We start from the raw sequence: 19,667 nt of genomic DNA, 5'->3' as shown, positions 1-19,667 counted from the left end.
CCGACTGCGCGAGCCGGAAGATCAGTCGCGAGTCAGCTTACGGTGAGTAACGCGATGCGGACGGGCCGCCTCCGGGCCCAGGCGCTCGACCTTGTTGGCCTCGTAGGCCTCGAAGTTGCCCTCGAACCAGAACCACTGGGCCGGATTCGAGTCGTCGCCTTCCCACGCCAGGATGTGGGTGCAGGTGCGGTCGAGGAACCACCGGTCGTGGGAGATGACCACGGCGCAGCCGGGGAAGTTCTCCAGCGCGTTCTCCAGCGAGCCGAGGGTTTCCACATCGAGGTCGTTGGTGGGCTCGTCGAGCAGGATCAGGTTGCCGCCCTGCTTGAGGGTCAGCGCCAGGTTCAAGCGGTTGCGCTCACCACCGGACAGCACACCGGCCGGCTTCTGCTGGTCGGGGCCCTTGAAACCGAAGGCGGAAACGTATGCGCGCGACGGCATTTCCTGATTGCCGACCTCGATGTAATCGAGTCCGTCGGACACCACCTGCCAGACCGTCTTCTTCGGATCGATACCCGCGCGATTCTGGTCGACGTAGCTCAGCTTCACGGTGTCGCCGACCTTGACCTCGCCGCTGTCGGGCTGCTCGAGTCCGACGATGGTCTTGAACAGCGTCGACTTACCGACACCGTTCGGCCCGATCACGCCGACGATGCCGTTGCGCGGCAGGGTGAAGGACAGATCCTTGATCAGCTGCCGGTCGCCGAAGCCCTTGTCCAGATGCTCGACCTCGACGACCACGTTGCCCAGGCGCGGACCGTGCGGAATCTGGATCTCCTCGAAGTCCAGCTTGCGCATCTTCTCCGCTTCGGCGGCCATCTCCTCGTAGCGACCGAGACGGGCCTTGTTCTTGGCCTGGCGGGCCTTGGCGCCCGAACGCACCCAGGCCAGCTCCTCCTTGAGCCGCTTCTGCAGCTTCTGGTCCTTCTTGCCCTGCACCTCGAGCCGTTCGGCCTTCTTCTCCAGATAGGTGGAGTAGTTGCCCTCGTAGGGGTAGGCCCGGCCGCGGTCGAGCTCGAGAATCCAGCCGGCGACGTTGTCCAGGAAGTACCGGTCGTGCGTGACGGCGAGAACCGCGCCCTGGTACTGGGCCAGATGCTGTTCGAGCCAGTTGACGCTCTCGGCGTCGAGGTGGTTGGTGGGCTCGTCGAGCAGCAGCAGGTCCGGCTTGCTCAGCAACAGCTTGCACAGCGCCACCCGGCGGCGCTCACCACCGGAGAGGTTGCCGACCGGCTCGTCCGGCGGCGGGCAGCGCAGCGCGTCCATGGCCTGCTCGAGCTGGGAGTCGATATCCCACGCGTCGGCGTGGTCCAGGTCCTCCTGCAGCTTGCCCATTTCCTCCATGAGCTCGTCGGAGTAGTCGGTGGCCATGAGTTCGGCGATCTCGTTGAAGCGGTCCAGCTTCACCTTGATCTCGCCGAGGCCCTCCTCCACGTTGCCGCGGACGGTCTTCTCCTCGTTCAGCGGCGGCTCCTGCTGCAGGATGCCGACCGTCGCTCCGGGCGCCAGGAACGCGTCACCGTTGTTGGGCTGGTCCAGTCCGGCCATGATCTTCAGCACGCTCGATTTACCGGCGCCGTTCGGACCGACGACGCCGATTTTGGCGCCCGGAAGGAAGTTCAAGGTCACATCGTCGAGGACGACCTTGTCGCCATGCGCCTTGCGAACTTTCTTCATCTGGTAAATGAACTCAGCCATGTAGGAAAGCCTATCGGTGTCGGAACCAGTGGGTCGAAACGGAGGACCGCGCGAGCGGAGCAGAGGTAACGGTAGTCATCCGGCGTCGGCGGCCGCCGCGGAGACCGGATCGACGGTAGTCGATCCCGCGCCCGCCGCGGGGCCGGACTCGCCCGGCGGCGCCTCGGGCACCGCGTCGTCCCCTCCGGGGACAACGTGTAGGTCCGGGCCGGAGTTCCGCGTGCCGCCCCGCCGCATCACCGGAGCCGTGCAACGGCCCAGGTCGGGACCCAGCGCGGCGGCTCGCATCTCGAGATCGTGGCGTTGCACACCCTCCCTGGTCCGGTACTCGTTGGTGCGCAGCTGGCCGTAGGCGATGACCGGATCGCCGCGACGGATGGAGGCGTCCACCCCCTCCACCAGGCGCCGCCAGCAGGTCACCGTCAGGAACAAGGTGCCGCCGTCCACCCAGCCGCCGGTCTCGCGATCGAAGCGGCGGGCATTGCTGGCCATCCGGAAGCTGAGCACCTGCTCCCCACCGGGCAGACTCCGCCGTACCGGATGTGTGACGACGGTGCCGATGACGGCGGTATTCGCCTCGTACATGGTTGTCCCCCTTCATGTTTCGACTGTCCCCGTCCGTGGCGCCCTCGGCTGCCGTGACTCGTTCAGCGTCGCCGATTTCGCCGTTCGCCACCAGTGCCGAATGCGGATCTGGGGACAACTCACGCAGGTGTGAACAGACGCCGTTTCCGAAATTCGCGTCGCTAGAGGTTGCTCACGTCCGTATTGGCGCCGCACAGCACGATCACCGGCCGCTCGCCGGGTTCCGGGACATAGGCCCCGCTCTGCACGGCGGCCAGCGCCACCGCGCCCGCCGGCTCCACGACCAGACGGAATTCGCGCCACAGATATTCACGCGCCATCGCGATCGCATCGTCGCCCACCAGGACCGAGCCGACGCCATAGCGGATCGCGGTGTCGAGTGCGATGTCACCGATCCTGGTGGCACCCAGCGCATCCGCCGCGATGCTGTCGACCGGCACATCGACCGGGCGCCCCGCCGACAGCGCCGCGTACAGCGTCGGCGCGCCCTTGGGTTCGACGCCGATCACCCGCGACCTTGGACCGAGTGCGATGGCGATACCGGCCATCAATCCCCCGCCGCCTACCGCCATCAGCACCGGCGGCCGCCCGCGCACCTGGCGTTCGATCTCGAGTCCGACCACGCCGGCCCCGGCGACCACCGCGGGCAGATCGTAGGCGTGCAGTTGCAGCGCGTTGCGCTCCGCGGTCACCGCGTCGGCGTGGCGTTTGGATTCGGCATAGGTCGTTCCGTGCCACAGCACTTCCGCGCCGTATCCCCACATCGCCGCGACCTTGGTGTGCGGTGCGGTTTCCGGGACGACGACGGTGCAGGGGCGCCCGCGCAGCGCACAGGCCAGCGCCGCGGCGATACCGGCGTTGCCACCCGAGGCGATCACCACCGGGCGGCCGTCGTCCGCCGACTGCAGCAACGCGTTCAGGCTGCCACGCACCTTGAACGTGCCGCCGTGTTGCAGATGTTCGAGCTTCAGAGTGACCTTGACCGGCCCCTCGGGACCGGCCACCTCGGTGTGGAACACGGGCGTGACCCGCACGTCGTTACCCAGTCGCTCGCGGGCGGCCCGGATATCGGCGCGAAAAAGGCGCGGAATCCGCGCGGGCGCCTCGGTCACGGTTTCACCTCGCGGTCGCGTTTCGCCAGTTCGGCGAACATGGCGTTGTGCGCGGCGAGGGCGGCGTCGTGATCGCGCTCGGCGGCCCGGTCGAAGCGTTTGGCCGTGCGGTTGTCGCTGCGCGACCACTGCACCAGCAGGGCCAGCATCACCAGGACCAGTGGAATCTCGCCGCTGGCCCAGGCCAGGCCGCCGCCGGTGCGCTGATCGCCGAGCAGATCGGTGTTCCAGCTCAATCCGAGTCCGCGATAGAACCACTCGCCCATCACCGTGGTCATGCTCATCAGGGCGACGCCGAAGAACGCGTGGAACGGAAGCGATCCGAACACCATGCCGACCTTCGTGAGCGGCTGCACCTGACGCGGTTTGGGGTCGATACCGAGAACGACCCAGTAGAACAGGTACCCCGAGATCAGGAAGTGCAGATTCATCGCCAGGTGGGCGCCGTGCTCGCCGACCACCGCATCGAAGATGCCGCCCAGGTACAGCGCGTAGAAGCCGAGGATGAACAGCGCCGCAGCGACGGCCGGCTGCGTCAGGAAACGAGAGACCGGATTGTGCACCGCGGCCAGCACCCATTCCCGCGGACCGGGCGGTGCGTCGCGACCGGCGGCGGGCAGGGCGCGCAAGGCCAGCAGCACCGGGCCGCCCAGTGCGAACAGCACCGGCGCCAGCATCGACAGCAGCATGTGCTGGGCCATGTGCACGCTGAACATGGCCGGGGCGTAGCGGCCCACACCGGAACTGGTGGCGATCAGCAGGACCGCACATCCGCACAGCCACGCCACGGTCCGGCCGATCGGCCAGGCGTCGCCGCGTGCGCGCAGTCGCCGCACGCCCACCAGATACAGCACCGCCAGCACAATGGCGAGCGTGCCGAACATGATGTCGAACCGCCAGTCGAACAGGATGCGGGCGGCGGTCGGCTGCCCGGCGAGGTTGTACCCGAGTTCGACCTCCGCGGGCGAGGGCACCCGTTTCAGATCCGGCGGCGGAGTGCGGCCCAGCCCGACGGCCAGGCCGATCGTGGCCGCGAAGATCAGCACCTCGACGCCGGCGTAACTGATCAGGGCCGAGCGGTCGCGGAGATTGTCGGCCAGCGCCGGAAGGGCGCGGCGACGCTGCAGGAATCCGGCGACACCGAGCAGGCAGAGTGCGACCGTCTTCGCGATCACCAGCCGGCCGTAGGTGGTGGTGACCAGTTCGTCCCACGGCACCCGCACCCAGGCATTGAGCACGCCCGAGACCGCGACGACCGCAAATGCACAGGTCGCCACCGAGGAGAATCGCCGCGCGGCGAGACCGGTGTATTTTCCGCCGCGCATGGCGTACGCGAGTACCGCGAACAGGCCGCCGACCCACACCGCCATGCCGACCAGATGCAGAATCAGGCTGTTCGTCGCGACGTCGTGGGCGCCACCCGACGACGAATGTCCGGTCAGCGCAACCGGAATCAGACACAGCAGCGACCAGGCGAACAACACGGGCGTCCAGCCCCAGCGCAACGCCAGCCGGCAGCCGATGGCGAGCAGAATCGCCATGATCGCCGTGGCGCGCCAGGATCCCGCGACGTCGACCTTGCCGATGGCATGCCAGACCTGATCGGGTCGCAACACCGAGCGCACGGGCTGGCCGGTGGTGTCCGAGAGCGTCAACGGCACCAGCAGCGCCGAGGTCACCGCCCAGGCCAGCGCCGCGATACCAGCGCGACGAAGGGCCCGGTAACCGCCGACATCCAGCAGGCCGTCGCGCTGCGGCGGACACAGGAACGCCGCGAAGAGCAGCGATCCGACCGCGATCGCGGCCGAGAAATCGGCCAGCGCCCGCACCGCGGGCAGGCCGTAGGTGGTCAGCGGTCCGGGGTCGGGAATGCCGAGCAGCGTCAGCGCCTGCGCCGCGGACAGACTGACCACGATCGGCGCGACCAGGGCCGTCAGACCGACAGCGACCACCGCGAGGACCGGGAACGCCGTCGCCTCCGGCCGCACGGCCTGGGGGTCGGAATCGGCGGGCGGGTCCTGCGGTGACGACATACTATTCAGCGTAGTTGGCGGCCCACCTCACAGCCTTCCGGCCCCGAATCGGCCCGCTCGCTGTGACGAGGCCGACAGTCGCACACGGCGCTGTCGACGACCAGCATGGATCTGGACGCTCGCTATAATCAACTCGCTGGACACGCTGCCTCAAACCGGGCATGGTGTTTGGTGCTGCCATGCCTCCGTAGCTCAGTTGGATAGAGCAAGGGCCTTCTAATCCCTAGGTCGCAGGTTCGATTCCTGCCGGGGGCGCTTCACCACTCTGACCTGCGCATAGTCCGGGTCAGAGTCTAGGTACCCAAACAGCACAACGTTTAAACACCAAGGGACTTTGTCGAACTACAATCTCCTCATGGGGCCGGATTTCGACGACATCGACGAACTGCTGGAGGACTTCCAGAGCGAGCTTCGCCAGACGAACAAGTCCAAGGGAACGATCGACACCTACAGCCGCGACATCCGCTACTTCCGGGAGTACCTCGTCGCCCAGGGCCTGGCGACCACTTCCGAGTCGCTGAGCCGCTCGGTCCTCGGTGCCTACCTTGAGCACACGCTGACCCGGAAGAACCAGCGCACCGGCAAGCCAATCACGCCCGAATTCGCGCACCGCCAATATCGGAGCCTCCAGCAGTTCTGCAAGTACCTACTGCGCGAAGAACTGCTCGACACCGATCCGTACGCGAAGTTGAGCCCGCCGATCGTGCCGACAAAGCCCATTCCGGTTCCGCCGATCGATGCGCTCCGGAAACTGCTCGCGGTGTGCGACGGATCCAGCTTCGAGGACCGCCGCGATACCGCCATCATCCGGCTTCTGACAGACGCCGGGCCACGGATCGGAGAGGTGGCTCCGCTCGATCTCGATGCGGTCGACTTCACCGAGAACACCGTCCTCGTTCTCGGCAAGGGCAGGCGACCGCGAACTTTGCCCTTCAGCGACAAGACCAGGACGGCACTGCGCCGATACCTGCGAATTCGAGCGCGGCACCCACATGCAGCAAATAATCCGGCGCTGTGGCTCGGCCGAAGTGGCCGGATGACCGCGTCTGGGGTCCAGCAGATGCTGGAGCGCCGCGCCGAAGCTGCCGGCATCGATCACATCCATCCACACCAGCTACGGCACTTCTTCGCACACAACTGGCTCGCCAATGGCGGGCAAGAGCAGGACCTGATGATGCTCGCAGGTTGGCGCTCGCGTCAGATGATCGGTCGATACGGAGCATCCGTCGCAGACGAACGCGCTCGGGACGCCCATCGAAGAGCACGGCTCGGCGACCAGCTGTAGCTTCCGGGCCTGAACCGAACGGCGGTGAGCAGCTCGACGCCGGCCAGAACGGTGGTTGCCGATGCCATATCCTCCAGGCTGCGACTATCGGTCTTGGGATTCTCCCGGGAATCTTCGAGTTTTAGTAACCGATTCCGATGCAAGAAACTCTCGACAGATCCCCTCGACCTCAACTACGAGCCCCCTCGCCGCACGTGCCGATTCATTGACGCCGACCTCGATCGCCGGTCCTCCCGGAATAATTGTTACAGACAGGATGTAATCACGTGCAGTTAGATTACCTCTCTCTCGGCCCAGGTGAGTGTTGTGCACAAAATTCAGCGCGGCGCCGGGCGTCGCCTTCTGCATCCGACCAGCACCCTGAATGTACTCGTCGAAGTGCGCAAATATGTTTCGCGCACTCCTCAACCAGGGCAGCTGCGCATCGAATGATTGAACTGAACGCCCGATAGCTTCACTAACTCTCTCGTCAGGCAGCGATTTCGCAATGAGGACTATTGTTGCCCGCAATTGATGCAGAGCATAAACGAAAAACACCGAATCTGCCGACCTGTGGAAAGATTCGACCAACGAGAAATTTTCGTCATCACCATTAACACTATCCGCTGCTGATTGTAGTATTCGGTCTCGTTGGTTCATCACAGCATGACCCCAGATCGCAAGATGAGGCAAAGCTTGGAAGTAGCGATCCAACCCTGTTTCATACGACACCTGACGATTCTCGGGGGTCATGTCTGCGAGAGCAACCGGGTTAGCCGAGTCCATGGAACCACCTTCGGAAGACCCTAGGGGCGTTGTGTGCCAAATTCGTGCCAGATCCATGGTCGCAGAAAGCCACGAATGACCTTTCCGGAGCGTCGGAGAACATCCATCCCCACACTCACGCCGCGGTGTTGTTGGGATAGTCGCGGTATGCGCGAAGTGTTCGCGGTCGGTGATCGCATCGAGCGAGTGGAGCGACAACCACAGCGACCCAGCCGAGCCCAGCGATCTGCACGCGAGGAAGCACATCGACACGGCCGCCAGCGTCCAACGCCACCCGACGATGACACACAAGTCGTCGCGCACCTCGCCACGTCCCGCAGCGGCGTCGCCGGCACGTACACCACGGCCGCGCACCCCATGCTCCACCGGCCCACCGCGGCGTCCTCCTAGACACTCCGCCCCAGCCCGCGCTTGTAAGACCGTCCGGTCTGGTCTCGTATTCTTGACGTGTGCTGGAAGTGGGTTCCCGGGTCAAGAAGTTGGCAGACAGCGATCACGTCTTCGAGATCGTTGAGATCGAGGACGATGCCCGGGCGCTCATCGCGCCGACCGGGGAAACCGCAGACGCACCGGGTTCGTACCCCTACTGGTGGCCGCTGCGGCTGCTCATCCCCGCCGGGGACACTGCATCCGGGCAGTGAGATTCCCGCCCCGCTGCGCGCGCAGCCGATTGCGGCGCGCGATCTGCGGTCGCCCGAAGGTACGGGCCAGCAAGTTGCGCATCCGGGCTTGAGTCCAGCGTTCGGCGACCTCAGGGTGTGGTTGCGGAGTGGTCATGTCCGATACGACGCCTCGCGGGCGGAGCTGGTTGCTTGATGCGGCAAACGCACCCCGTGCGGGGCTGCAGTGCTGGCCAAACCGCGTGCCACGAGGAGGGGCCGCGCCGTCGCTTGATGATTGCCGGAAGTACGCTACGACTGTGGGACGCGTGCCGGCGCCGATGCTGGCGACCGCGGGGCGGCCGCCCGAGAACTCGGATCTGTGGGCGACCGAGATGAAATGGGACGGGATGCGCGCCATTACCACCCTCGACAACGGGGAGGCCAGGCTCTATTCCCGCAACGGACGGGAGGCCACGGCGTCGTTTCCGGAGCTGACCGCCGCGCTGACCGACACCGCGGCCGGTCGACGGCTCGTCATCGACGGAGAGATTGTCGCCCCGGAGTTGCCGACCGGCATTCCGTCATTCCGGCGGTTGCAGCACCGCATGCACATCGCGCGGCCACCGGCCGGGTTGATCGCCTCGATCCCGGTCCAGCTGTTCGTCTTCGATGTCCTCGTCATCGACGACACCGACACCACCGTGCTGACCTATGTCCAGCGGCGCGACCTGCTCGCCGAACTGGATCTGGCCGGCACTCTGATACGGGTTCCGCCGTATTGGACCGACATCGCGCCCGCGCAGATGCTCGACACCGCGGCCGAGCACGGTCTCGAAGGCATCGTGTCCAAGCGCCTCGACTCGATCTACCGGCCCGGCCAGCGGTCGCGATCCTGGATCAAGACCCCGCTGCGCCGGTCGGCGGATGTCGTTGTCGCGGGCTGGATCCCGGGCAGCCGCCTCCGCAGCGGCGTCTTCGGGTCGTTGATCCTCGGTGCCCACACCCCGGCGGGGGACCTCGTCTACGTCGGCAACGTCGGCACCGGATTCTCGATGGCGCAGCGGCGGGCCCTGCAGGCGCGCCTCGACGAGATCGCCCGGCAGACCAGCCCGTTCGCGTCGCCGCCGCAGTTCGGGTCGGTGCCGGCGTACTGGGTCGAACCAGGCCTCGTGGCCACCGTGTTCTACCGCGAGTTCACAACGACGCTGCGCCACCCGAGTTGGTCGGGGTTGCGCGCCGATCGAGACTTCCTTGAAGTCCGACTCCCGGATTGACCGGCTGAAACCGTGCGCGGCGCCAGCTTGCGCGGGCGCTTCGGCGTGGGGCCGTTCATGGTTGTAGTGATTCAGGAAGTCGACCAGCGCGGCCCACCTGGATCTAGGCACGCGTCTGCTTGCAATTGCGGCAGAGGTAGGCGCTCCGGATACGGTTTCCCGGTTTCGCCGACCATTCATGTCCACAGCTGGCGCACAACCACCAATAGTTTGTGTGCGTGCTCGCGTTGATGGTCTCGGGGGTCACCGTTCCATTTCTGGCCGGGTGCCACTGAGCCGCAAGGTCGGGATGTAGCTCCGCCAGAGAGTTTCCTTCGCGAACGGCACGCCTTGCAGCACTCAAGGCGCGGGAGGCGCACCGCTTGCAGCCGGATCCCTTCTTGGCTCGGGTCCAGACCCTCGCTTGCCACTCGTTGCCGCATGTTGAGCACAGCCAGTAGACGCGATGAGAACTGCCTTCGCCGATCGTGGCGGCGTCGATGTCGACGTTCTTCGTCGGGTGCCACTCTTTCAGGAGGTGGGAATGAGTAGCGGCCAGTGAGTGCTCGGCCGCTGGCTGCGATCGTCGGCGCATCCTAATTTTGGAGGAGCATTTGCGGCACCCGGACCCCGTGGACACTCTGATACCAGGGCTGCGCTTCCATTCGTTTCCGCATTGTTCGCACATCCACCAGACCGGTTTGGTCGACCGGGGAGTGACATCGGCCGGGAGTAGGCCAGCGTTTTTCGTCGGGTGCCACTGCCGCGCTAAGACGGGATGCAAGTCGGCTAGTGACTGGCCTTGCTCGGGGTTGACTATTCCTGCGACCCGCCGGCGTGCCGCGCAGGGGCGGCAGCCTGCGCGGCGGGGATCCTTTGTCTGCCACTCGTTTCCGCAGTCGCCGCAAAGCCACCAAACCGCGACATTTGTGACTCGGGGATTCAGGTCGAACAGCGAGAGGTCGCCGTTCTTGGTCGGATGGAATTTGGCAACCAGATCGGGGCGAAGGTCACCGAGCGACCTGCCCGGCTTACGGAGCTTCCGCCTGGCGCACGTAGGGCAGCCGCTACCGGCGTTAGTTCGGTGTTTGGGGGTCGTTCGCCATTCGTGGTCGCACACCTCGCATTGCCACCAAACGGAGACTTTTGAGGCGGGGTTGGTAAACGCGGGATCCGCGGATCCGTTCTTCGTCGGGTGCCACTGAGCGGCGACGGCTGGATATCGCGCCGACAAGCTGACTTCGTGATGCCGTGTTATGCACGCGTCTGCTTCAGCTACGGCCCACAGTTCCGAAGCTTCGCAGTAGCGTTCGCTGTGCGCCGGTCGATGACCCAGTTCCGCCAGCTTTTCAAGAACCGCAACAGCCATGTTCTTGGTCGAAGCTCCGGCGGCGACCACGACATCTGACGGGTTGATCGTGGTGAGCGGGTGGTGGCGGACGCGGACGACGGTCCAGCCGGCACCGATCAAGGCCTGTGACTGTTTGGTGTCTCTCTGATGTGCCTGGGGCCGGTGATGATAGTGACTTCCGTCGTACTCGACGACCAGTCGGTAGTCGGGCATCACAATGTCGGCTCTGACCGGGACTCGACCTGCAACTGGGATCGGTGGGTGATCGTGGTCGACCGGGCATCCCGCTGCCTGAAGTTCGTACGCTAGTCGGATCTCTTGCTCGGAGCTGCCCCAGAGTGTGCATTTGGGGCAGCTCGTCGGTCCAGTGTTCCGCCGGTAGATTATCGATGCTTGCCAGACGTGCCCTTGGGCTGGACATTTCCACCACGCCATGAACTTGCTGGCGTGCTTGTAGTCCCGTGGTGTGCGATCTCCGTTCTTCGTCGGGTGCCACTGAGCTGCAACCTCAGGGAAGCGTTCGGCGAACGACTGCCCCGGTCTGGGGAGATCTCGACACTCGGGACAGCCGGTCTTGTCCTTGCCGGTCCTCGTATATATGCGCGCTTGCCATTCGTGACCTCGGTCCGGGCACCGCCACCAGACCAGTCGGTCGCTGCCAGGTTTGAGAGCTTCTGGCCGTAGGTCACCGTTCCGTTCCACGCACCACTGTGCGGCAATCTCCGGGTGCAACTCCACGAAGCTTTGGCCCGGTTTTGGCTTGTCGCGCAGGGCAATTCGCACCTTGTAGCTGCACGGCCTGCACCCGCTGCCCTGCACGGCCCGGCTCGTAATGGTGGCCGGCCACTCGTGGCCGCAATCGCGACACTGCCACCACACTTTTGTTATAGACCCGGGCTTGAACAGAGACGGCGAAGTGCCGCCATTCTTGCTCGAGTGCCACTCGGCGACGAGATCTGGGTGCAGGTCGGCCAACGACTGGCCCGGCTCAGGCAGATTCCGTCGACGGCGACTGCACTTTGGGCAGCCGGTGCGTTTGCCGCTCGTCCGGTTTCCAACTGCCGTCCGCCACTCATGCCTGCAATCGGGATCAGAACACAGCCACCACGCCTTGGTAGCGCTCGCCTGCGACACCTCGCCGGGCTGAAGCTCGCCATTCCTTGTGGGGTGCCATTGGGCCGCAACCTGGGGGTGTCGTTCGGCCAGAGATTCCCCCGGGTATGGCATGCGAAGGATGTCGCCAGCTCGCTTGTACGAGCACGGCGGACAGCCGCTGAACGGTGCTGCGGCTCGAGCCTTCGGGGGCATTTGCCATTCATGACCGCAGTCGGAGCATAGCCACCACACCTTTGTGTGCGAACCGGCGGCGAGGTCTATAGCGCGGAGGGAGCCATTCCGGGTCGGGTGCCACTCAGCGGCGACATCGGGGCATTTCTCCGCCAGCGACTGGCCGGGTCTCGGCGACCTGTTCCCCACTGTCCCTCCTGAGATCTCGACCGGATGGCTAAGGCTACTGCGCATCCACAGTGCACTAGCCCGGCGAACTGCCACGTCGATGCCAGTCCATGACCCGGGCCCCTCTCACGTGACCTTTGGCGGCTATCTGCTGTGAAGATGGTTGCAATGAAAGGCGCGCCAGACCGTCTAGTATTCGAACCTATGTTCGAAGATTGGCCGGAGGAGTTCAGCCCATCGCTCCGTCGCACCGTCGTGCCGGCGGCACCTGTCGTTGTACATCTAGGCCAAGCCATCACTACCGACACACCCACCGGATTCGGACGTAACAAGATCACAATGAAGGTGAAGGCGGGCGGCTTGAGGTTGACCGACGACGTGCCAGGTTTGCTGCATGCCTGGGCTCGCGTTGCCGACGGTAGCTGGCTCGGTCTCGTCGAGATGGTCCTGTGGACCGGCAACGGGCACGGAAAGCTGCCCGTGACGCAATGGTGCCCTGCGTCCGCGATATCGCCGACGCAGGGCATCTGCCCGCCAAGATGAGGACATCTCAGGCAGTCGGAGGCTCCGACGGCCCAGGTAGTTCGAGTTCCACCAGCCAGCCCTTATGGATGCCGTAGCCGGCGTACGCGCACTCTTCGCACACAACGATGTTGGCGCTCCCCGGGCTGTAGATGAACCCCTGCTTCGGTCCCACGAACCGCTTGCAATCGACGCAATCGTCCCCATAGATGTTGCGCTGCATACGTTCCTCCTCTGTGGATCAGGCGTGCCAACTCGGGCGCGCCGGCCCCGACCCAAGGTTTGAGCACCGGCCTACGCCGTCAGACCCCAGCTAGAGACAGCAGCGTTGTAGTGGTCGGTGAGCGCCTTCTTGCTGACCTCTGGTGCCTTCACCTGGATGCCGCGCAGAGCGCTGTAGTCCGGGAAGGTATCCAACTCGGGCGCGACGACTACCTGCATGGTGGTCGGATCGATGGCGATCAAACCGTCGTCGAACAGTTTGTGGATATCGGCTCGCAGCAGCAAGCCTTCATCGAGGCGGTGGGTTTCGTGTTCGGCGAATCGACGCAGATGGGCTGCTTCCAAGGCCCGCGGGTGACAGCGTCCGGTAATGGCGCATCGTAGTCCGTCGCGTTGAACCAAGCCGTCGCGGAATTTGTTCTGCCCTTTGCGAACTCGCGCGAATGTGAGCTGCCGGCCGCCCTCGATAATCGTCGGCGCTGCGGCCGGAACGACCGGGGGTGTCTCCGACAAGTCGGGTCGCGCGACGGCGATCGCGTCGAGGAGTTGGGCAATTATTTGTTCGTCCAGGGGGCGGATCGAGCTTTGGCGGTCGTTGTTCGAGCGTGCGGTCATGAGGCGTTCGGTCGTCAACGCGCCGTCGATGGGCTGCCAGTGGTTGGCGATGTGCGCGGTGAAGAATGTTCGCGTCTCGTCGCGTAGGACGTATTCGTCGAACCTCGCTGAACACCGGTCGCAGCGGAACCGTTGAGGGCCCCGTTTCAGGCGCCCGACCGATGCCTTCCCGCATTCGGGGCAGCGCTTGATCTGCACTGGAACGTCGGGTTCGGCTGTTATCTGGTCGACGACGGAAACCCCGTCGACCAGATCACGGTCGTGGACGACGACCAGGTCGCCGACTGCGACGCGACGGTGGTTGCCCACGGTGTTGGTGTAGACGTATTGCACACCCGGTATGTCTGGGTACCCGTCGTTGCTGAGCCAGTCCCGGTCTTCCCCAACCGATTTCAACGCCCACGCCGGCACCGGTTCCTCCTTCAGGCGAATGCATGCAGCCGACCCCGTCGGCCACGGCACACATTACGAGCCGGCACCGACAACTCCGTTCGAGCGAGCGGTTAGCCCATGGACATTGGCCCGCCGTTGGCGGCGATGCGAGCGCGGCGGGCCCGCATCCGGCAGGCTGTCGAGCAGTAGCGTCCCGGGCGCCCTGTTTCGCGGCCATCGGGATACCGCTCGTCAGCGATGATCCGAGGTCGGCTCCGCTGTTCACGCTGGTGGTTGCCTGGCCGTATGCGTAACGACCTTCTGAGGCTCGCGATAGCAGACTAGCGACTAGCAGGAGGAGACCGGGTGGGTAAAGGAACTCAGCGCAGGAAATTCCAGGGCAACAGGTCTAAAGGGGGATCAGTGTCTGGAGCTTCCACACCCCGGCTTGCGCCGCAAGTTTTGTCCGAGCTGAACGCACTGTTCTACTCACGAGACCCTGCCGGCGAGTTCTTTGCCCGACTTGAACATCTGTCGTTACTGGCTTGCTCCGATGACGACCTAAGGCCTCTCTACGCTTCTCATCGAACAATCGGATCCACTTCGGTATCCGGGCAGGTGGGGCCAAGTGCCGCGGACCGGGCTCGTTTGCTTCGGTCTGAGGCCCTTGTCGTCTGCCATCATGCCGCAGAGACGTTGCTGCGGTTGTACTTCGCGCACGCCGACCCGCAGTGCAAGTCCCCGTGGAAGGCCGTGGCGGGAGAGGTCAACTACGCGGAATTTAAGAGAAAGATCGACCGTATGCTCACCGATTGGAGTGATGACATGCGGTCCCCCGTCGCAGAGGCATTTTTCGGCGGATTGTCCCCTTCCGAAGCTGGTATGCACCTGCCCGTAGCCGACTTCGAGGCCGCCGTCGACGCATACGCACTTGTGGTCAAGTTCTGCGCGGAACGACTTCTCAACGAGGCATTCGCATACAATGCCGCCAAGCACGGATTCGCCAATCTCGACATCGATGAGACACAGGTGGGATTGAACGATATCCCTCTGTACAACGGCCCAATCATTACCTACCTGAGCAAAAGGAACGCTCTGGAAGGTGCGAGGAGACAAGGTACCTCCAAAGAATGGTTCCTGAACCTGGCCCCATCACTGGCCGACCTCGACTTGGCGACCGCATTCATGGCATCACGCGGAATCTCTGCCATATGGAACGTCGGCCGGCGGCGCTTCACAGGTCAGTCAGGGAGCGTGATTGTGATGTCGGCGCAGGATGTACAGACAAGCATGTTCGGCCCCATCCTGGGTGCCGAAGCGCACCTGAAACGCTTGGTATCTGAACTTCCCAAACTCAACGACGATGGCACGTTCGCACCCACAGACCAGCACTTCGAGGGCTTCAACATCCCTTCCAACTTTTCGCCTACGAACGGTCCGCTGGACATAAGGCGAGTGGACCTGATCGTTCGTCAGCGAGACCGCCGGCCGCTGGTCAATACGCCGCACTACCTGCTCCCCATCTCGCCGCGCGGTTCGCAGTCCGTGTAGTGATGTCTCGCGGGACTGATCATGCGGGTGGGGCCGTGAGTCGGTAGTTGCGTGGTGGGACGCAACCGCCTGACGCAACCGCCTGAGCGATCGATGTTCGGCGCCTGACTGCCCTGCCTCATGAGACAGGGCAGTTCGTCAGCGCCGCAGCCTGTTGAGTTCTTCGCCCGGGCCTGCGTGCGTGCAGACAGAAGGGCTGCACGTCAGAGGTCGGCCTGCACCTCCGGAGGCCGTGTGACGGTCGCTAGAGCCCTATGGCCGCAGGATGCCAACGGAACGTACGCAGCTTTAACTCACAGGGTTGTGATTCAAGTTTGGGGCCCCAACCTTTCAAAGACGCCACTCACGTTAAAGGTGTCTATACATCGCCTTCAGTCGTTCAAGTTTGGACCGCTAGTCTTTAACGGTGGACGTAGATGTGATCAGGGAGTCTCCGATTGGGCAGCTGGTCCCAATCTCTGGCTTGGACCCTCAGACGAGCAGAGAGTGGTCCTACTGGGCGTATCTGCCCGATGACCTCCCTGACGACCTCCCCATGTCCGGAGCTGCGATCAACGCCAGCGCAAAGGCCGGCACAGCCATCGGACGCCTAGATGAGGCGGTGGCCCAACTACCCCTCCCTCAGATCATCGTCCGACCAATCATCCGACGCGAGGCTCGCAGCACCTCAGCCCTTGAAGGCACCTACGCCTCCTTTGAGGAGGTCTTGGCAGCTGACTTCCTTGAGGTCGGCCAGATGTCTGACGAGCAACGAGAGATCCGGAACTATGTCGAAGCGACCGAGTATGCGGTACAGGACATCGTCGAGCGAAAGATCACGCGGACTTTCCTCGGCGAACTTCAGCGCATCATCGTTCGTGGCACCAGTGGCGACACCCCAGATGCAGGTGACCTTCGGCCATACCAGGTAGCAATCGGTGCGCGGTATCGCCCGATTGAGGAGGCCCGGTTTGTTCCATGTCCTCCTGGCGACCAACTGGTCGCAGGAGTCGCAGCATGGTCAGACTGGATAAGCAATCACGATCGAATGCCGCTTGTCGCCAGTATGGCTCTGGCTCACTACCAGTTTGAGACTCTGCATCCGTTTGGCGATGGTAATGGTCGTCTGGGTCGCCTCGTGGCGATCCTGCAAGCCATGCAGGCTAAGGAGCTCCGTTGGGCCGCGCTCAACATCGCGCCATACTTTGAAAAGCGACGCGCCGAGTATCAGGAGCAACTGCTTCGCGTCACCGCAACAGGCGACTTCAACACGTGGATCCACTTCTTTGCCAACGGCGTCGAAGCAGAGGCACGCGAGGGCCTTGACCAAATTCGCAACCTTCTAAGGGTCCGAGACAACCTGGTCGCTCGCGTTCGAGCGAAGCGAAAAGGCTCCGCGGTCGAAGTTGCAGAGTATCTAATCGGCTACCCGATTATCGATGTGAAGACGGTGGCCACTCTGACCAACGTGACAGTGCAGGCAGCCAATCTCGTTGTGAAGAACCTAGTGGAAGACGGAATTTTGGCAGAGGTCACTGGTAGGCAGCAGAGACGCTTGTTCGCTTGTCGTGAGGTACTGCTCGCACTCGCCCGCGCGAACTAACCTGCGATGAGTATTCGGTAAGCCATCGGCACCGTCGGTTGCATTCACGCTTGGACAGCTCGGTCCGAGTTCGGATTCTCGGACAGATAGCGATGCCCACATCGTCCACGCGGTTGACTGCCTCCATAGCCAGCGACGACCCGTCGAACGGCGGCCTCAGTCCGCAAAAGCCTCGAATCGGACCTGAGCGCCGTCCACCGAAATCAGCCCGGTGATTTCCGGAGGACTAGCCAAGAGCTCAGGGACGCGGCGGATCACCGACATGGCCTCGGTTCGTGACTGCAGGTCGGAGGCGAGGTTCAAGGTGGTTCTGTCGTGAGCGAAGCAGGTTGCTCCGACGCCGTATGTTTCGGGCCGGTCCCGGTATGCAGCTCGACTCGTGAGTTGCATCGCGATCACTTCGCTTCCACGGACCCACCTGTCGGCAACTTGGCGATCTTCGACGCGCAACCACACATTACTGGACAATCGCCTCACCCTCCTGGCGTGAAAGCCGTTACAGCGCAAGACTACTCATGGCTAGTGGTCGCGAGAGCCATCGAGCGACCAACTAGGCCCTTCATCGCTGTCGCGCGCCGCCGTTGCCGGCGGAGAAGAACTGTTGACGGCACACTCCGCACAGGATCGGGCCTACACTCGAGGACCTCTCGGAAGCACGCAGGCGTCGGGGCGGTGAGCATCTACAGGTCAGGGTGTGGCCGTTGCGCGGGGCACGACGCCCGCTACGCCCGAGTTCTTCCTCGTGGACCGCGATGCGGGTATGCACGTGCGGCATGTCGGCCAGCAGATTCACAGACTGCTGATAGGCCAGCAGTGTCTCGGCGTCCAAAGTTGTCATCGACCATCCTTGGACAGGATGCCTGGTCACACTCAGTCCGAGTTCTTCGGCCAGGGCCTTGAACTTCCCGTTGTGGTAGGTGTTCCCGCGGCTGGTGTCGACGACTCCTCTCGTATGCGCGATCGCGTGGGTCGCGTGATGCAGGAGAGTGCCGAGTATGTAGCGCGGCTCGGTGGCCAGGATTTCAGCGCCGACGAAGAGTTCCGCCACGAGCCGCCCAGGGTGGCGCCAGCGGTGCGGCTCGAATCGACCCAACCGAAGAGATGGAGTTCCCCGGGAACCGCTGCCCACCACGATGACAACTTCGGGCACTTCTGGGTGACGTGACCGGATCTCATCCCAAACTTGCTCGAGCGCCGTTGCCTGCTGGCTTGCGATCCCCTGCCGGCCTGCGCCGACGTTGCGCTGTTCCCATGCGCTCGCGGTGGTTTCGTGCTCGCTTATCCCCGCCATCTGCTCACCATATGCCTGAGCACCGACATACCCAGACTCTCGAACTCCGCTTCCGAGACGCTGAAAACTGCGGCGCGCCAACTGATTACGCCTACCTCTTAGGAGGGGATCGCGGTAGAATGAAGGGGTCTTCTTCGACCGGTTCTCGGTCCCCTCTTACGCAGCAATTCGGCCGGGTTCCCTTCTTACGCAGTGAGATGGAGGTCTGTGACATGGCTATCGGTGGGCCGTTGGCGACGGCGATCGATGAGGTGTGGGAGTCCATTCGCGCCCGGAATCCGGATGTGCCTGATGTCGTGGTCGCGGTGGCATCCGGGTCGCAAGGCCGCGGACGCACGGTGCGGCGCGGGCACTTCGGCGCGGACCGCTGGGAGCGCGCCGGGGTCTGGATGCCCGAATTGTTCGTCGGCGCAGAAGGATTGGCTGCGGGGCCTCGTAATGTGCTCGGCACTCTGCTGCATGAAGCGGTGCACGGTGTGGCCAAGGCCCGAGACATCGGGGAGGCCAGTGACAACGGCCGCTATCACAACAAGAAGTTCAAGACCTTGGCCGAAGAACTCGGGCTGGTCGTGGCCCGGCACGACCGATTGGGGTGGTCGTTGACCACGGTGCCCGATCCGACAGCGCGGGTGTACGCGCGTGAACTGGGGCTGCTCGGTCGTGCGATCGTCGCGCATCGGCGCCCCGAACACGGTCCGGGCGATACCGACACCGCCGGCACAGACTCCGAGACCGACGAACGAGACGGCTCGGATGCCGGCGTGGCCGCGGGCAGGAAGGGTGATCGCAACGGGCAGCCGCTTGTGTGCCAGTGCGATCCACCCCGCCGTATCCGCGCACACAAGAAGATTGTCGCCGCCGGTCCGATCCTGTGCGGACTGTGCCGGGAACCCTTCGCGGCGTAGTTCAGCACCGGGGATCGACGGTCAGATCAATATCCAGATGAGACAGGCGATGATCGCCACGGCCGCGAGCGCAACCGCGACGATCAGCAGGCAGCCGACGCCGTCGTTCGGCTGTGGTTGCGCCGCCGGCTTCGGCGCTCGGTGGGGCGCCGCAGGGGACTCAGGGATTCGTGGTGTGGCTACCGGCGATTGCACGGGCTGCGCTGACGTCGGCGCTTCTTCTTTCTTGTGGTTCGCTCGTAGCACAGCGTCGAGGTCGAGGGGGCGAACCCAGCCGGGGCGGTGCTGGCCGTGGGGGTTGGTCGGCATGCCGGGCTGACCTCGGGGGATCCAGCGACGTTGGCCGCTGAGTACCTCGTCGAGGAACTGGCGAATCGGGATGGTCGCATGCGCGAGCCGAGCTGGTGTCTCGGCCTCGGTTAGGTTGAATGTCGTTGCGTAGACGTCGATCTCCGCGCGTGCGGCGAT

16 protein-coding genes, 1 tRNA gene and 1 pseudogene are annotated in these 19,667 nt (G+C 64.1%); 8 read left to right on the top strand and 10 right to left on the bottom strand.

Annotated elements, in window-relative coordinates; all coding sequences use genetic code 11:
* Positions 1–21 precede the first annotated feature (21 nt).
* The 4 genes from ettA to RJ03_RS07245 form a co-directional block, all read right to left on the bottom strand.
* Complete coding sequence (gene ettA / locus RJ03_RS07260) at positions 22–1,698, bottom strand: energy-dependent translational throttle protein EttA (protein ID WP_036499326.1); 1,677 nt, start codon at positions 1,696–1,698, stop codon at positions 22–24.
* A 75-nt stretch (positions 1,699–1,773) separates the two neighbouring features.
* A complete protein-coding gene (locus tag RJ03_RS07255; protein ID WP_083870650.1) occupies positions 1,774–2,283 on the bottom strand; it encodes a single-stranded DNA-binding protein in 510 nt (169 codons plus the stop codon).
* A gap of 161 nt (positions 2,284–2,444) precedes the next feature.
* Positions 2,445–3,395, bottom strand: coding sequence for a threonine/serine dehydratase (locus tag RJ03_RS07250; protein WP_036499322.1), 951 nt, complete (start codon positions 3,393–3,395; stop codon positions 2,445–2,447).
* Positions 3,392–5,428, bottom strand: coding sequence for a bifunctional copper resistance protein CopD/cytochrome c oxidase assembly protein (locus RJ03_RS07245; protein ID WP_036499319.1), 2,037 nt, complete (start codon positions 5,426–5,428; stop codon positions 3,392–3,394). Before RJ03_RS07245 ends, RJ03_RS07250 begins: the two co-directional genes overlap by 4 nt.
* 181 nt (positions 5,429–5,609) lie before the next feature.
* Between RJ03_RS07245 and RJ03_RS07240 the strand changes: the two genes are divergently transcribed.
* Positions 5,610–5,683: transfer RNA gene (locus RJ03_RS07240), tRNA-Arg, on the top strand.
* Between the two features lie 100 nt (positions 5,684–5,783).
* On the top strand, positions 5,784–6,713 hold the full coding sequence (locus tag RJ03_RS07235) for a tyrosine-type recombinase/integrase (protein WP_036499316.1): 930 nt from the start codon (positions 5,784–5,786) through the stop codon (positions 6,711–6,713).
* Positions 6,714–6,797: 84 nt separating this feature from the next.
* Here RJ03_RS07235 and RJ03_RS37000 read toward each other — a convergent pair whose 3' ends face one another.
* On the bottom strand, positions 6,798–7,478 hold the full coding sequence (locus tag RJ03_RS37000; protein ID WP_157163367.1) for a hypothetical protein: 681 nt from the start codon (positions 7,476–7,478) through the stop codon (positions 6,798–6,800).
* 449 nt (positions 7,479–7,927) lie between these two features.
* Between RJ03_RS37000 and RJ03_RS07230 the strand changes: the two genes are divergently transcribed.
* Together RJ03_RS07230 and ligD are read left to right on the top strand one after the other, a co-directional pair.
* Positions 7,928–8,119 carry a hypothetical protein gene (locus RJ03_RS07230; protein WP_036499314.1) on the top strand — a complete coding sequence of 64 codons (192 nt, stop codon included), beginning with the start codon at positions 7,928–7,930 and terminating at the stop codon, positions 8,117–8,119.
* Between the two features lie 278 nt (positions 8,120–8,397).
* Entirely contained in the window at positions 8,398–9,354 is a 957-nt protein-coding gene (gene ligD, locus RJ03_RS07225) for a non-homologous end-joining DNA ligase (RefSeq protein ID WP_306304666.1), read from the top strand.
* Between the two features lie 103 nt (positions 9,355–9,457).
* On the opposite strand, the gene RJ03_RS39010 is transcribed toward ligD, so the two are convergent.
* Positions 9,458–12,205 (bottom strand): zinc-ribbon domain-containing protein, encoded by a 2,748-nt coding sequence (locus RJ03_RS39010; protein WP_083870649.1) that lies wholly within the window; start codon positions 12,203–12,205, stop codon positions 9,458–9,460.
* 138 nt (positions 12,206–12,343) lie between these two features.
* Between RJ03_RS39010 and RJ03_RS07220 the strand changes: the two genes are divergently transcribed.
* Positions 12,344–12,682, top strand: a complete 339-nt coding sequence (locus RJ03_RS07220) for a hypothetical protein (protein ID WP_245552206.1) — start codon at positions 12,344–12,346, stop codon at positions 12,680–12,682.
* Between the two features lie 7 nt (positions 12,683–12,689).
* Here the strand turns inward: RJ03_RS07220 and RJ03_RS07215 are convergent, their stop codons facing one another.
* The gene (locus RJ03_RS07215; RefSeq protein ID WP_036499312.1) at positions 12,690–12,884 is read right to left on the bottom strand and encodes a hypothetical protein; all 195 of its coding nucleotides are present in this window, start codon (positions 12,882–12,884) and stop codon (positions 12,690–12,692) included.
* 71 nt (positions 12,885–12,955) lie between these two features.
* Positions 12,956–13,909, bottom strand: coding sequence for an HNH endonuclease (locus tag RJ03_RS07210; RefSeq protein WP_157163366.1), 954 nt, complete (start codon positions 13,907–13,909; stop codon positions 12,956–12,958).
* Between the two features lie 714 nt (positions 13,910–14,623).
* Here RJ03_RS07210 and RJ03_RS07205 point away from each other — a divergent pair.
* Positions 14,624–15,421: a hypothetical protein gene (locus RJ03_RS07205; protein ID WP_157163365.1), complete on the top strand. Its 798-nt coding sequence runs from the start codon at positions 14,624–14,626 to the stop codon at positions 15,419–15,421.
* Positions 15,422–15,956: 535 nt separating this feature from the next.
* Positions 15,957–17,003, top strand: coding sequence for a Fic family protein (locus tag RJ03_RS07200; protein ID WP_051024420.1), 1,047 nt, complete (start codon positions 15,957–15,959; stop codon positions 17,001–17,003).
* 559 nt (positions 17,004–17,562) lie between these two features.
* Here RJ03_RS07200 and RJ03_RS07190 read toward each other — a convergent pair.
* Positions 17,563–18,294: a hypothetical protein gene (locus RJ03_RS07190; protein ID WP_157163364.1), complete on the bottom strand. Its 732-nt coding sequence runs from the start codon at positions 18,292–18,294 to the stop codon at positions 17,563–17,565.
* Between the two features lie 212 nt (positions 18,295–18,506).
* Between RJ03_RS07190 and RJ03_RS07185 the strand changes: the two genes are divergently transcribed.
* On the top strand, positions 18,507–19,199 hold the full coding sequence (locus RJ03_RS07185; RefSeq protein WP_036499376.1) for a hypothetical protein: 693 nt from the start codon (positions 18,507–18,509) through the stop codon (positions 19,197–19,199).
* A 21-nt stretch (positions 19,200–19,220) separates the two neighbouring features.
* Here RJ03_RS07185 and RJ03_RS07180 read toward each other — a convergent pair.
* Positions 19,221–19,667, bottom strand: a pseudogene (locus RJ03_RS07180) (hypothetical protein); the annotation flags it as partial.

The sequence above is a fragment of the Nocardia aobensis NBRC 100429 genome, from assembly GCF_000308375.1.
Classification (GTDB): Bacteria; Actinomycetota; Actinomycetes; order Mycobacteriales; family Mycobacteriaceae; genus Nocardia; species Nocardia aobensis.
The sequence above is the reverse complement of the archived record's forward strand: the minus strand, read 5'-3'. Positions and strand labels throughout refer to the sequence as shown.

Excerpts from the sequence above, each read along its gene's own strand:
- RJ03_RS07235 (WP_036499316.1), top strand. The coding sequence starts at position 5,784 with ATGGGGCCGGATTTCGACGACATCGACGAACTGCTGGAGGACTTCCAG.
- RJ03_RS07185 (WP_036499376.1), top strand. The coding sequence starts at position 18,507 with ATGGCTATCGGTGGGCCGTTGGCGACGGCGATCGATGAGGTGTGGGAG.
- RJ03_RS07255 (WP_083870650.1), bottom strand. The coding sequence starts at position 2,283 with ATGTACGAGGCGAATACCGCCGTCATCGGCACCGTCGTCACACATCCG.
- RJ03_RS07190 (WP_157163364.1), bottom strand. The coding sequence starts at position 18,294 with ATGGCGGGGATAAGCGAGCACGAAACCACCGCGAGCGCATGGGAACAG.
- RJ03_RS07220 (WP_245552206.1), top strand. The coding sequence starts at position 12,344 with ATGTTCGAAGATTGGCCGGAGGAGTTCAGCCCATCGCTCCGTCGCACC.
- ettA (WP_036499326.1), bottom strand. The coding sequence starts at position 1,698 with ATGGCTGAGTTCATTTACCAGATGAAGAAAGTTCGCAAGGCGCATGGC.
- RJ03_RS39010 (WP_083870649.1), bottom strand. The coding sequence starts at position 12,205 with ATGCGCAGTAGCCTTAGCCATCCGGTCGAGATCTCAGGAGGGACAGTG.
- RJ03_RS07245 (WP_036499319.1), bottom strand. The coding sequence starts at position 5,428 with ATGTCGTCACCGCAGGACCCGCCCGCCGATTCCGACCCCCAGGCCGTG.
- RJ03_RS37000 (WP_157163367.1), bottom strand. The coding sequence starts at position 7,478 with ATGGACTCGGCTAACCCGGTTGCTCTCGCAGACATGACCCCCGAGAAT.
- RJ03_RS07200 (WP_051024420.1), top strand. The coding sequence starts at position 15,957 with ATGTCCGGAGCTGCGATCAACGCCAGCGCAAAGGCCGGCACAGCCATC.
- RJ03_RS07215 (WP_036499312.1), bottom strand. The coding sequence starts at position 12,884 with ATGCAGCGCAACATCTATGGGGACGATTGCGTCGATTGCAAGCGGTTC.